Source organism: Sphingobacterium nematocida, from assembly GCF_900168125.1.
GTDB lineage: Bacteria > Bacteroidota > Bacteroidia > Sphingobacteriales > Sphingobacteriaceae > Sphingobacterium > Sphingobacterium nematocida.
In genome coordinates, this window is the sequence record NZ_FUZF01000004.1 from 105,404 (window position 1) to 118,209 (window position 12,806).

Annotated in this window: 13 protein-coding genes; 4 read left to right on the plus strand and 9 right to left on the minus strand. The window is 38.9% G+C overall.

What is annotated here, in order from left to right:
- Position 1: 1 nt before the first annotated feature.
- The 8 genes from B5X76_RS06915 to B5X76_RS06950 all read right to left on the minus strand — a co-directional run bounded on the left by B5X76_RS06915 (position 2) and on the right by B5X76_RS06950 (position 6,536).
- Positions 2 to 835, minus strand: coding sequence for a sulfite exporter TauE/SafE family protein (locus tag B5X76_RS06915; protein ID WP_079642383.1), 834 nt, complete (start codon positions 833 to 835; stop codon positions 2 to 4).
- Positions 836 to 999: 164 nt separating this feature from the next.
- Positions 1,000 to 1,440 (minus strand): KTSC domain-containing protein, encoded by a 441-nt coding sequence (locus B5X76_RS06920; protein ID WP_079642384.1) that lies wholly within the window; start codon positions 1,438 to 1,440, stop codon positions 1,000 to 1,002.
- Between the two features lie 103 nt (positions 1,441 to 1,543).
- The gene (locus B5X76_RS06925; RefSeq protein ID WP_245800983.1) at positions 1,544 to 2,545 is read right to left on the minus strand and encodes a diaminopimelate dehydrogenase; all 1,002 of its coding nucleotides are present in this window, start codon (positions 2,543 to 2,545) and stop codon (positions 1,544 to 1,546) included.
- Between the two features lie 97 nt (positions 2,546 to 2,642).
- Complete coding sequence (locus B5X76_RS06930) at positions 2,643 to 3,416, minus strand: TIGR03915 family putative DNA repair protein (RefSeq protein WP_079642385.1); 774 nt, start codon at positions 3,414 to 3,416, stop codon at positions 2,643 to 2,645.
- A gap of 2 nt (positions 3,417 to 3,418) precedes the next feature.
- Entirely contained in the window at positions 3,419 to 4,666 is a 1,248-nt protein-coding gene (locus B5X76_RS06935) for a putative DNA modification/repair radical SAM protein (RefSeq protein WP_079642386.1), read from the minus strand.
- A gap of 83 nt (positions 4,667 to 4,749) precedes the next feature.
- A complete protein-coding gene (locus B5X76_RS06940; RefSeq protein ID WP_079642387.1) occupies positions 4,750 to 5,226 on the minus strand; it encodes a carboxymuconolactone decarboxylase family protein in 477 nt (158 codons plus the stop codon).
- Between the two features lie 64 nt (positions 5,227 to 5,290).
- A complete protein-coding gene (locus tag B5X76_RS06945; RefSeq protein WP_079642388.1) occupies positions 5,291 to 5,869 on the minus strand; it encodes a Crp/Fnr family transcriptional regulator in 579 nt (192 codons plus the stop codon).
- A 181-nt stretch (positions 5,870 to 6,050) separates the two neighbouring features.
- A complete protein-coding gene (locus B5X76_RS06950; RefSeq protein ID WP_079642389.1) occupies positions 6,051 to 6,536 on the minus strand; it encodes a hypothetical protein in 486 nt (161 codons plus the stop codon).
- A gap of 180 nt (positions 6,537 to 6,716) precedes the next feature.
- Between B5X76_RS06950 and B5X76_RS06955 the strand changes: the two genes are divergently transcribed.
- Together B5X76_RS06955 and pepF are read left to right on the plus strand one after the other, a co-directional pair.
- Complete coding sequence (locus B5X76_RS06955) at positions 6,717 to 7,274, plus strand: NADPH-dependent FMN reductase (RefSeq protein ID WP_079642390.1); 558 nt, start codon at positions 6,717 to 6,719, stop codon at positions 7,272 to 7,274.
- 91 nt (positions 7,275 to 7,365) lie between these two features.
- Complete coding sequence (pepF, locus tag B5X76_RS06960; RefSeq protein WP_079642391.1) at positions 7,366 to 9,240, plus strand: oligoendopeptidase F; 1,875 nt, start codon at positions 7,366 to 7,368, stop codon at positions 9,238 to 9,240.
- Positions 9,241 to 9,310: 70 nt separating this feature from the next.
- On the opposite strand, the gene B5X76_RS06965 is transcribed toward pepF, so the two are convergent.
- Positions 9,311 to 10,585, minus strand: a complete 1,275-nt coding sequence (locus tag B5X76_RS06965; RefSeq protein ID WP_176141007.1) for a DEAD/DEAH box helicase — start codon at positions 10,583 to 10,585, stop codon at positions 9,311 to 9,313.
- A 239-nt stretch (positions 10,586 to 10,824) separates the two neighbouring features.
- On the opposite strand from B5X76_RS06965, the gene B5X76_RS06970 reads away from it, so the two are divergent.
- Both B5X76_RS06970 and B5X76_RS06975 read left to right on the plus strand, forming a co-directional pair.
- Positions 10,825 to 11,397 (plus strand): RNA polymerase sigma factor, encoded by a 573-nt coding sequence (locus B5X76_RS06970; RefSeq protein WP_079642393.1) that lies wholly within the window; start codon positions 10,825 to 10,827, stop codon positions 11,395 to 11,397.
- A 190-nt stretch (positions 11,398 to 11,587) separates the two neighbouring features.
- Complete coding sequence (locus B5X76_RS06975) at positions 11,588 to 12,757, plus strand: FecR family protein (RefSeq protein WP_079642394.1); 1,170 nt, start codon at positions 11,588 to 11,590, stop codon at positions 12,755 to 12,757.
- Positions 12,758 to 12,806: the final 49 nt, after the last annotated feature.

Consider the following 12,806-nt stretch of genomic DNA (forward strand, 5'->3'; position numbering starts at 1 on the left):
TTTAGAATTTATGTTGTATGCCGTTGAAAATCATTTGTAAGGCAACCAATGTAATTGCTACAGCAAATATTAAGCGTAAGGTCTTGGGATTCATTTTTTTCAATAGTTTCGAACCTGTGATCGCACCGCAGAGAACGCCTAGTATTACTGGAAAAGCAATTCCTGGCTCCATGTAACCGCGTTGCAAATAGACAACAGCAGATGCAGCGGCAGTGACACCTATCATAAAATTACTGGTGGTTGTACTGACTTTGAAGGGGATTTTCATCATGCTGTCCATAGCTAATACTTTTAATGAACCAGAACCTATTCCTAAAAGACCTGATAGCACTCCTGCTACCCCCATCAAGGAAAAACCACCTACTACATTGGTCAATTTATAGGGGATTTTTTGACCGTCGACGGGGTAGGTGCTATTCAGTTTGAGTTTCTCGGCAAGCATGGAACCTCCTTCATGTGCATATTCATTTTTTTTACGCACAGTCATTATCGCAGAAAAAATCAATACAATACCGAAGATAATTGCGATGGTATTGGTAGGCATATAGATGGCAATCATAGCGCCGATTACGGCCCCGACAGTTGTCGCAATTTCTAAAAACATACCTAATCTTATATTCGTAATCCCCTCTTTTACATAAGCTGTAGCTGCTCCTGAAGAAGTAGCGATAGAAGCTAGCAATGCAGCACCGATTGCATACCGGATATCTACATGAAATAGAAGAGTTAATAAGGGGATGACAACTACACCTCCTCCCAAACCTGTCAATGAACCTAAAAGACCTGCTATGAAAGTGCCTAGGAAAAGAATAATAGTAAAAGTCAGAATTGTCATATACCAAGTTGTTAAAAGCAGTAAACTTAGGAGGTTTTTGTTGCTTTTAAAATTTTATTACTTGAATAAATACAATTGTTACATCGGAAAAGTGGAAGTCAATTAAAAAAAAGCTCCACTATTTATGAAAATACTATAATAGTGGAGCTTTTGATATTGAGGTGTTAACTCGTCTTTAATACGTTTCTATACGAGTACTTTGGATAAACGTGTCGTTTGGCAAAACGAGCGGGAGAATCTGCATTTACCAACTTGATGTATTCATTTCTCGGTACGTTAAAATATTCATATTGACTGCCATCAAGAAATGTAAGTGTCAAGATTTGACCTTTCCAATCAAAGTCAGAGATTGATGAATTTGTTATCGTACTCTGATAAATAGGCATCTGATTTTCTAAGGTTTCAGGACAGATACTTACCAAAAAATGATAGGCTTCGATCATTTCTTTGCTTTTTTCTTCTGCTGCTAAAAGGCCTTCTTGATCATTGGCAAATCTATCCGGATGACACTCCTTCATTATCTGGCGGTAGCGTGACTTCAATGTACTGAGATCAACTTTGCTATCCACATCTAACAGTCTTCTATAGTCCGCTATTTTTTTCATGGCGCAAAGGTAATTAAATCTATAGTAGTAATTATATGTTTTCTACAAAATACATGTAAATTACAGCATACTTTTTTAGATAGCTTGTTTTTTCTAACCTAGATTATAATAAAGTTCGACGGAGCTCTTCGTCCGATTTGGGTGAGAGGTAAGACAAAGGGATGTCCAATACGGTGCGAGCGCCGGATTGTCCTTGTCTGGCCATCCTGCCTACGGCACGGGCATACGCAACAAGCACACTTGCTGTAAATTCTGGATTGCTTTCTAGCGCCAAGCTAAATTCAATACGTTGTTTTGCACCACTCCCTGAAACCCCGGATCGAAACACAATTCCTCCATGCGGCATCGCACTGTGGTTTTGTCTCAATTCTTCCTCGTCGATAAAGTGTACTGCTGTTTCGTAATCAGCGAAATAATTAGGCATAGTCTTTATCGTGTTTTCAATAATACTAAGGTCTGCTGCAGCTTCTGCCACAACATAGCAGATGCGTTGGTGCTTTTCTGCTGTTGATAGTATAGGATTTTCTCCAGATCGTACCAATGCTAAAGCGCTATCAATAGGGAGCGTATATTGGACACCATTTTTGACGCCTTGAACTCGTCTTACTGCGTCTGAATGTCCTTGACTCAATCCCTTACCCCAAAACGTATAGTCTTCGCCCTCTGGAAGGACGCATTGTCCAATCAGTCTTGCCAGAGAAAATAATCCTGGATCCCAACCGGTAGAGATTAAGCTTAAAGTGTTGTTTGATTTAGCGGATTCATTCACTTTGGTAAAGTATTCCGGTATTTTGGCATGCGTGTCAAAACTATCTACCGTATGGAACATTTTGGATACCTCCAGTACTTGTTCTGGTAGATCGGTAGACGAACCACCGCATAGAATCATAACATCGATAGCCTCACGGTAATCTTTCAAGAAATTCATCGGTATTGCTTGAGTCTCGCAATCAAGAGATGAAGGCTCACGTCTCGTAAATATAGCTACTAATTCCATGTCTGGATTTTGCTTTATTGCTTTTTCTACCCCTTTCCCAAGATTGCCATATCCAATAATACCTATTCTCAAAATATCCGTAGTCGTTTTTTCCATATTAGGATTCATAAATTTTTGTTTAAAGCAGCGAATCTACAAAAAAAACAAAGGTTTCAGCAGAGTTATACCGGTAGTTGGTATATAAGGATGTATTTTGACACTGCTTTTAATTATTGTTCATTTTCTCTGGGAGATATTTCCAATATCTTTTTGGCACATGACGTAGATGTAGCTTCAGATTTTTACGTGCCTCTATATTGGTGCTTTGAAAATAGCCCTGCCATAATCTTGTGTAACGATTGTCATCTGGATCTAGGGTTATATTCGCCACTGATTTTTGAAGTGCGGTTGATCGGTCTAGACTTAAGGTTACTTCTGTTACGCTATGAAGATCATAATGTATACCATAGCGACGTTTATTATCATAGATAAGCCACTGTTGATCGGCGTATCTTTTTCTAAAAAAAGAGATAATCAATGGCAGTACGTTAAAATCTGGTTCTATGATGGCTACGTACATTCCGCTAGATTCCTTTTGAAAGCGGATAAAAGCTTTCATGCGATGACGCTCTCGACTCACTTTGCGAAGTGTTTGATGAAACTGTAAAATTCGCTCATCTCCGTAATTATGTAAAAACGTGGAGCTATTTGTCTTGAATGCAGAGATGATCAATTCAAAAATTATTTGATGTATATTAGAATCTTCAGCTAAAAAAGCACGCCAAAAATCGGCAGCCCCATCTTTCGTAAACAATTTGACCAGGCCATCGGATACACGTCGAGCCTTTGCCAAGTCAGATTGGATGTATTTAGGTTTTTCAAATAGAGATTCCTGAAAATCAGATTCTAATTGTAGTTGTACATCAAACTCACGACTCTCGAACGTCGTAAAAATAGCTGTCAGAAGACCTTCATAACTACCGTCATAAATATAAATCATCTTTAAAATAAGGATAGTTGAGGTGTAGCTGTATTTTTGCAGACCGATCCTTTTAAGATATGCTTTCGGATGTTTTCCATCTTAATCGAACCTAACGGAATGACAGAATCCGTACAGATCATAAAATGCTTTGCTCGATTGTAAGCTATTCCCATTTTTTTGATTTGATACTCGTGGAGTTTCCCGAATTTTCGGGCCTGGATTATCTTCATCGCGGATTGTCTACCTATACCGGGAACCCGAATAATCATCCAATAATCGGCTTTATTGATGTCGATAGGGAAGAACTGAGGATTTCGTAAAGCCCAGCTTAATTTAGGATCAATCTCCAGCTCTAGATGCTGAAAATCCGGATTGAGGACCTCTTGAATTTTGAATCCATAGAATCGCATAAGCCAGTCTGTTTGGTATAATCTATTTTCACGGACCAAGGGAGGTTTAGTTCCTATTTGAGGAAGTAGGCTGTTCGTATTCGATATGGGAATATACCCTGAATAGTAAACTCTTTTTAAGTTATAGTTTGTATAAAAGTTGTCGGCTACCTGCATTATTTCATAATCACTTTCTGCTGTTGCTCCAATGACCATCTGCGTGCTTTGTCCTGCCGGGACGAACGTAGGTGTATGTTTAATGAGTTTTTTTTCTTCTTTGTATTGTTTTAGTTTGTTATTGACAAAGGCCAAAGGCTTTTTGACCGACTCATGGTTTTTTTCTGGAGCCATAAGTTGGAGTCCGGCATCGGTCGGCAGTTCTAAATTGATACTCATTCGATCTACGTATAGCCCGGCTTCCTGTATCAGCTCTTCACTCGCTCCAGGGATTGTTTTAAGATGTATATAGCCATTGTAGCGTTCTTCTGTACGAAGTTTTTTGACGATGCGTAAGAGTCTCTCCATCGTATAGTCGGCACTTTTGAAAATACCGGAACTTAAAAACAAGCCCTCTATATAGTTACGACGGTAAAAATTCATCGTAAGACTAACGACCTCTTCTACTGTAAATGCAGCACGCTGTACATCATTACTTCGTCTGCTCACACAAAAAGCACAGTCATATATACAGTGATTGGTCAATAGCAATTTTAATAAGGATACGCATCGACCGTCTTCGGTATAAGTGTGACAGATACCAGAATATGAAGCATCGCCTATACCGCCTGTATTCTGTCTCTTTGAACCTGATGAGCTGCAGCTAACATCATATTTTGCTGCATCTGCAAGGATTTTTAGCTTCTCTTCTAATCTCTCCATAAGACAAAAATACTAATAAAATTAGTATTTTTGTCTTATATCTGTGAATATATTTTTAGTATGCCAGGTTAATGTAGCTGGTATTAGATCTTGACTTTGTCTAGACCCAAAATTCTATCCAGTGAGCCCGGTTCTGCACGAAATCCAACACCAAAGCGATTGAGTGCATTAATCAGTGTAATAATCATACTGAGTTGGCTGATCTCTGTGTCGTCAAAGTGTGTTTTTACCGATTCGTAAACAATGTCGTTGGTAGATTCTGGGCTAAGCTTTGTCAGTGCTTCGGTCCATAGCAACGCAGCTTTTTCTTGTTCTGAGAATAGAGGAGATTCTTGCCAGGTATTTAAATGGAGTAGACGTAAAGTGCTTTCACCATCACGCACCGCTTGCTTGGAATGTATGTCTATACAAAATAGACAACCGTTGATCTGTGAAGCACGTAACCGGACAAGGTGTACTAAGGGGGGGCTTAATCGAGATTTTCCAACCAATGCATCTAATTCCAAAAGTTTGCTGTAAGCTTCTGGTACAAATGAACTGTAATTTAATCGTTGTGCCATAATTATATCGTAATTTGTATACTTCAAAAGTACGCTACCCGGAGGAGGAAAAAGTTGAACAGGTTCAAGAAAAACTTTTCCTTCTTAATTTGCTTACGTATTCCGCCGAAAGTCCTAGATAGCTTGCAATAAGATATTGTGGCACACTATTTACAAAATCAGGAAAGTTGTCTCGAAATCTGAAGTAAATTTCTTCCTTAGAATAACTCAGTATATATTTCATTCTTGTCTGGTATGAGCCGTATCCTATCTGATACATCTCCCTGAAATACGATTCCATTTTTGGAAAGTCGAGCAGAAGTTTCTTCTTGTTGGCGATTGTTATACTGAGTAATTCGGATCCTTCTATTGCTTGGATATAGAAGCTAGTAGATTGTTCTTTCTGCATTGCGAGGTAATCGGCTATCCACCAGTTTTCTAATGCAAATTGAATGGTATGCTCAATTCCCTGATGATCGACACAGTACATATGAACACAGCCCGTCAGTACAAAATAGTCTTTCACAAAACGATCACCTGCTTGCATTAGTACGCCCTTTTTTGGGACGTTTTCATGTTGAAAATAACCGATAATTTCAGCAAATTCATTCTCCTCGAGCTGAACAAATCGATTTATATGTTGGAATAGGGCGTGTTGTCTCATCAATCAGTTGTGTTGTAAACTGGTTTATCTCATTCTTCTCGTGCAATATACAGTCTAAATTTAATTTTACTTGTTTTTGTTCACTTCTTTTTGTTATTCGCTAGGTTTTTTTTCTTCCGTTTGGACCCAGAAAAGTGGAGGTGCCTCGTTTTTGGATACAGGTATCTTACTAGGAGTCGACTCAAATCAAGTAGGGGTAATTTTCCGATAATTGGGGATGTATTTTATTTAATGAGTCGGTGAATGCTTTAATCACCGTTTTAGGAAGTTTTTCATTAACATCGATATACACATCTAATTGTCTAAGAAGGAATGCCATCTGAAGCCACTGGGCGAATGTTATTTCCATAGCATAAAAGTCTTCATCATAGTCGTGGTCATAGTGAAAGACCATTCCTTCTTTATCGAATAGCCATCGATCTCCACTTCCGGTTCCAGCAAAGCACCAATAATCGACGTTAGAAAATTGTTTGGATTCATTTATTGCTTCAACCGAATTGTACAATATGCTGTCGCCTGATAGCTCTATTGTCTTGATCTGTGTTACTATCTTCCGATATCTATCTGAAAAGGGGAAATCAATGGATTTTGGGAAGTTCTGTACAGAAACTTTTTGATGGGTAATTTCGTTATCGATTGCGTTATCTTCCTTAATAAAGAACTCCATATTTTTAAATTTTAAAACCAACGATTAAAATTAAAGGATTGTTCTGGGCTAGCATATCCCAGAATACAATGATTTTTTAGTCGCTAGGATATTATGGTAGGTCAGGTACAAACATTTGCTGTATCTCACTGTTCTATATTTAAATAGGACGCAAGATTTTTACATTTAAAAGATTAAGTCATGGAAAACAAAAAAATAGGTATAATAGTCGGATCTATTCGAAGAGACGCTTACACCGGAATGGTCGCTGATTATTTAATACAGCATAGCCCTGCGGGATATCAGTTCGAACGTATTGGTATCGCTAACCTACCTCTTTACAATCAGGATTATGATTCGGAAGGGGAGCCAGATAGCTATGCGCCATTTAGAGCTCAAGTAAAATCTCTAGATGGTGTAATACTCATTACACCCGAACATAACCGGTCTGTACCGGCAGCATTGAAGAACGCACTAGATGTGGGATCGCGCCCTTATGGCAAGAATGTCTGGGACCGCAAACCTGCTATGATTATATCTTCGTCTATAAGTGGCCTCTCTGGATTTGGAGCCAATCATCACCTTAGACAAGTGCTGACATTTTTGAATATGCCTACCTTACAACAACCAGAAGTATATCTGGCCAATATACAAGATTGTTTTAAAGAGGATGGAAGTTTAGGAAAAGAGGACTATGGTAAATTTTTACAAAAAGCCGTGGCTGCTTATCTGGATTTTGCAACGGAATTTATGGATTGATCGTTTGTTGTAAGGAGCTCTTTGCTATAATTAATCCCAATGGAAGATAAATTTTGTAAATTCGGGGCACAAACTAGACATTAATAAAGTTATGCTCAAGAAAACACAATTGATTACCGCTGCAATGTTATTTTCAACGACGATTGCAGTAAGCCAGATGAAAGTTCGCGACGAACTACCCGACAAATACAAATGGGATTTGAGTCCTCTTTACGCCACAGATGACGTGTGGAAAGAAGAAAAGGCACGTGTACAGCAGAAAATGAAACAGGTTGCTTCATATAAGGGCAAATTGACACAGTCTGCTTCTGTACTTCTAGAAGCATTGAATCTGAATAGTGCATTGATTAAAGATATGGTCAGATTATCGTCGTACGCTTCGATGAAATCGGATCAAGATACGCGGGTGACCAAATATGCAGGTATGAAGCAAGAATTGCAACAACTCTTTGCAGAATTTGGCGCATTGGCATCGTTTATGGAACCCGAGTTGCTGACCTTGCAGGAAGACCAGCTAAATACCTTCATTGCTCAGGAAAAGTCACTTTCCGCTTACCAGTTTTATATCAAGGATCTACTTCGTAAACGGGCACATCGAGGTTCCGAAGAGGTTGAAAAGATAATGGCTTATTCGTCGTTGATGTCGGGAAATGCGGCGAATATATTTAGTACATTTTCCAATGCAGAGTTTCCCTATCCAGATATTGACCTTAAGGGGGAACGTGTTAAGCTTAATTCGGCAAACTTTTCGCTGTATAGAGCTAGTGAAGACCGCGATGTACGAAGTAAAGTGTTCGCTGCTTATTTTGGTAAGTTAAATGAATTTCAACGGACTTTCGGCGCTCAGCTTTACGGAAATATTAATGCTGCATTGTTTGCTACAAAAGCGAGAAATTATAATAGCACCTTAGAGAGAGCGCTCGACGATGGTAATATTCCTACAGCTGTATTTCACAATCTTGTCAAGAATGTAAATGGTAATTTAGAAACTTTTCACCGCTATCTAAATCTTCGCAAACGTATGATGGGCGTAGATACGTTGCATTACTACGATCTTTATGCTCCTTTGGTTGACAAAGTGGATTTGGAATATACTGTTGAGGAGGCGGTCGGTAATATCTTACAATCGTTGAAGCCGTTGGGGACGCCATATACTGATGTGTCTAAGAAGGCTTTCAATGAGAGATGGATTGATATGTATCCCAATGAAGGTAAGCGATCTGGCGCTTATTCCAACGGATCGGCCTACGACGTACATCCCTATATCCTCATGAATTATAATGGCAAGTACAATGATATGTCTACGTTGACCCATGAGCTAGGGCATACCATGCATAGTTATTTGACAAATAAAAAACAGCATTTTGCCAACGCGGACTATTCTATTTTTGTTGCAGAAGTAGCTTCGACACTAAATGAAGAGCTATTGAACGATTATATGCTTAAGCAGATCAAAGACGACAAAGTTCGTTTAGCTATTTTAGGTAATTACCTTGAAGGTGCCAAAGGTACATTATTTCGCCAGACGCAGTTTGCTGAATTTGAATCTATGATACATGACAAAGTCGCTAAGGGCGAAGCACTCACGGGCGAAGACTTTGATAATATGTATCTCGAACTGACTAGACGTTATTATGGTCATGACAAAAATGTCTGTATCATTGACGATTACGTCAAGTCCGAGTGGTCATATATTCCACATTTTTATTACAATTTTTACGTATATCAATATGCGACATCATTCACGGCTTCGACAGCACTTTCAGAAAAAGTACTTCGAGGTACTGATGCGGATAGAAAGAGATATTTGGATTTTCTCGCTTCGGGTAGTACCAAGTACCCTGTAGATCTTCTTGTAGATGCAGGTGTCGATATGAATACTTCTGAGCCTTTTGACCTGACCATTGCCAAAATCAATAAAGTAATGGCTGAGATGGAGTCGATCCTTACGAAGATGGGCAAATAGATAGGGGACATGTAGCATAATGAATAAAAGCCGTATTAATACGGCTTTTATTCTATACGGTGTTTTGAGATTACCGTTTCTTATTTTTCATTGTCATTTTGGCTTTAGCTCCACCACCATAATTGTAGGTTTTACTATTACTTTCCTTTTTTTTATGAAAAGCTCCGCCTTGTGACTCATCTATCTCACTTTTGGACTTCGTATTATTGGATGGGCGATAGATAAGAAGATCGTCTGGAAGAGGCATTACGGGGATCTTCTCGCCAATAGACTGTTCAATCTTCTTTACTTCTGGCAACTCAATATCTGTAGCAAAAGTGATCGCAATGGCTTCATCATCAGCTTTCTTTGTGATATGATCAACAAATACGTCCCTGTTTTCGGGTATTTCAAAATGAAATATAAATGGTATCCCGCTTAGATCAATATCCTTTGTCCCTTCGTTTGCTACAATGAGTATCCGACACTCGGGTATTTGCTTAAAATCATTGATATCATCAATCCCCGAATCGTCATGAAAAAAAGGATGTAATACGGTGACTTCTCCTTTTTTAGCATGTAGGCTTTCGCTTAACTTTTGCGCGGTCAGTCTACTGTTTACAAATACCACGACTTTATCAAATACTTCTTCGTCGCGCATCAAGTTATTTAGGAGATTGATTTTTGTGGTAAAATTAGGCACATGATACAGCATCATTTCATGTGTTTCTGCTGTTTTTTCACCCAGATCGTCCACCTCGATTAACGTAGCAACAGGCATAAAATTATCAATCATCAGATGCAGCTTCTCGTGTTCGACAGTGCTAAACGCTAGGTATTGGACCTTTCCACAACTTTGAGCTAGTTCTCTTACGGTATTTTGCATGCCCTGTTTGATGATCTCATCGGCATCGTCAATGACAAAAGTCTGAATACGATTTAAATTAAGACCTAATTTTAGATATATAGCACGGGCACGGGTCGGGGTAGCTACTACAATATCTACACCACGTACCAGCTCTTCGATCTCTTCTTCCACACTTCCACTGGCTTTTAATCCCATGATATAGAGATTTCTATTGCCACTGATAGCTAGAAATCGATCAACTATTTCGGTAACTCTTTCTTCATTAGGAGCTAGAATTAAGACTTTTGGGGCCTCATCGTGCGTGTATTTTAATCGCATCAGTACTCCTAGTACATATGTAGTTGTTTTCCCGGCTCCTTCTGGCGCAATACCGATGATGCTGTGCCCACCGACAATTCGGGAAAGTGATTTTAACTGGAACTCTTTTGCTGTCAAATACCCCAGATCATTCATGGTTGCATGAAGATGTTTACTAAGCTTTAATTTCTCTAATGACACTGTTGAATGATTAAATTATATCAAACCACAAAGGTAGCTAAAATACTTTTCTTTTGTACGGAGTATCTAAATCAAACAATTTATCTCAATTCTTGTTAGACCAAATAGAAGTATATTGTTTTCGCAATTATTAGCCTTCCATCTGTCCGAAAGATTAACATTTACTTAAACATACATTAATATAATGTTGATGGATCATTGCTTACTTTATACCTGATTTACATATTTACGGAGATGGCATGAACCGACAACTGAACATGGATTTGACAAATGATGAGTTTCAGCAATTCTTAACTGGAGACGAGTTCGTATTTCGAAAGGTTTTCAACTGTTACCATCAGGTCTTATACCGTTATGCTTATGCCGTTATTAAATGCGATTTTGAAGCCGAAGAAGTAGTACAAGAAGCGTTTATTCAACTTTTTAAGGGTTGTCAAAGTATGAAAGATCCCGGCCAGCTCTATCCGTATCTGTTTGTTGTTGTGAAACGTCAGCTGATTCAGAGCTTCCGCAAGAAACTTGTTCAAGCTAAATACAATAGATATGTTGAACAAAATTGGACAGAAGTAAGCCGTTGTACCCAGCATCAGTTAGAGGCTAGCGATCTTACGAATATGCTGCAGTCTGCGATGGAGGATCTGTCTATTAAGGAAAAAGAAGTGTATACACTCAATAAACTTAGTGGACTTAGCTACGATGAAATTTCTGATTTTACCGGGGCGTCTAGAAATACAATTAAAAATCAGATTATATCAGCTTCAAAAAAAATAAGGATACAACTTCAGAAATATTATTTTCTCTTTTTGTTTTAAATCTTGTTTTTATCTCCGAGCATTATTTATTCCTCCTAATTCTTGCCAAAAGAGCATGCTTTTCGAACTTTCTTAACGATTTCTCGATTGGATTGCCTATCTGTTTTAACATATTTTAAAAAAATCTATCGAACAATAGTCCTATCGGTAGACCTTAAGCTATTATACTATTAAAAGCAAGGTATTATCAGTGACAAAGGATCAATTATTTCGTTTATTTATTGCCTTCCGCGATGGAAATATCAGTGGGGAGGATCTACATACATTGACGACATTCGTAAATCAGGATTCTGATGATCAATGGCTGGATCAATTGATGGATTCTTTCAAAGACGAACAGTCGCAACGGATGCTCTCTTCTTTACGATCGGATCGTTTGTTTGAAGCCGTTATGCATTCTGTAAATGAATCAAGGGCAACAGTGCCGCATTTTAAGAGATTCAAATCATGGTATGGTGCTGCTGCTGCGTTGTTGGTATTCTGTTTTAGTCTACTGTTCTTTTCTAAATCCAAAATGAAGGATGAAGCAACATACGCATCTAGTGTGGTTTTACCGGGGAGTCCGAAAGGAAATTTGTTGTTGGATAATGGCGAGGTTATCGATTTGGACAAGCTGAGTGCGGACACGACTATTGTACTTGATGGATACAGCGTGACAAAGGACAAGCAGGGTGAATTATCCTATACGCTGGCCGGTACAGGACAATCTGACCGAATAATATACAATACTATCGTGACCCCTAAGGGGGGGGAGTATAAGCTGTGCCTGCCGGATGGTACGCAAATATGGGTCAATTCTTCATCTCAATTAAAGTATCCACTGAATTTTGGGAAGGATCGACGTGAAGTAGAGCTGGATGGTGAAGCTTTTTTTGAAGTGACCAGATTGAAGTTCGGTCAAAAACATATTCCTTTTATCGTAAGAACCCGTAAGCAGGAGCTTGAGGTATTGGGGACAACATTCAATGTTAATAGCTACGATCCAGAGATACGTACGACCTTGGTTGAAGGGGCGGTACGATTGAGATTTGACGAAGAACAGCAGGTGCTAAAGCCTAATCAGCAAGCGATCTATAATCCGCAAAGTGAGAAGGTCTCTGTAAAGCCTATTGACCCATTTTATACGGTTGCTTGGCGCAATGGCTCTTTTGCATTCGACAACGCTAACCTTTATGATGTGATGGCTACGATAGCGCGATGGTACGATGTAAAGGTAGACTATAAGGGAGATTTTCAGGATGTTTACTTTTCGGGTACGATCTCCCGTTACGCGGATATCAATAAACTATTAAAGCTAATTACCCTCACTGGGGGTGTTCATTTTGAGCTGAAAGAAAGGAGGGTATCTGTTATGAAATAATTTCAGAATGGATAGCTAAAGATTCAGGAGCGTTGCGACCGCTCCTGAA

What these genes read in the sequence shown, in the direction of transcription:
- B5X76_RS06925 (WP_245800983.1), bottom strand. Translation starts at nt 2,545, where the DNA reads ATGAATCCTAATATGGAAAAAACGACTACGGATATTTTGAGAATAGGT.
- pepF (WP_079642391.1), top strand. Translation starts at nt 7,366, where the DNA reads ATGCTCAAGAAAACACAATTGATTACCGCTGCAATGTTATTTTCAACG.
- B5X76_RS06915 (WP_079642383.1), bottom strand. Translation starts at nt 835, where the DNA reads ATGACAATTCTGACTTTTACTATTATTCTTTTCCTAGGCACTTTCATA.
- B5X76_RS06970 (WP_079642393.1), top strand. Translation starts at nt 10,825, where the DNA reads ATGAACCGACAACTGAACATGGATTTGACAAATGATGAGTTTCAGCAA.
- B5X76_RS06945 (WP_079642388.1), bottom strand. Translation starts at nt 5,869, where the DNA reads ATGAGACAACACGCCCTATTCCAACATATAAATCGATTTGTTCAGCTC.
- B5X76_RS06950 (WP_079642389.1), bottom strand. Translation starts at nt 6,536, where the DNA reads ATGGAGTTCTTTATTAAGGAAGATAACGCAATCGATAACGAAATTACC.
- B5X76_RS06935 (WP_079642386.1), bottom strand. Translation starts at nt 4,666, where the DNA reads ATGGAGAGATTAGAAGAGAAGCTAAAAATCCTTGCAGATGCAGCAAAA.
- B5X76_RS06930 (WP_079642385.1), bottom strand. Translation starts at nt 3,416, where the DNA reads ATGATTTATATTTATGACGGTAGTTATGAAGGTCTTCTGACAGCTATT.
- B5X76_RS06920 (WP_079642384.1), bottom strand. Translation starts at nt 1,440, where the DNA reads ATGAAAAAAATAGCGGACTATAGAAGACTGTTAGATGTGGATAGCAAA.
- B5X76_RS06955 (WP_079642390.1), top strand. Translation starts at nt 6,717, where the DNA reads ATGGAAAACAAAAAAATAGGTATAATAGTCGGATCTATTCGAAGAGAC.
- B5X76_RS06940 (WP_079642387.1), bottom strand. Translation starts at nt 5,226, where the DNA reads ATGGCACAACGATTAAATTACAGTTCATTTGTACCAGAAGCTTACAGC.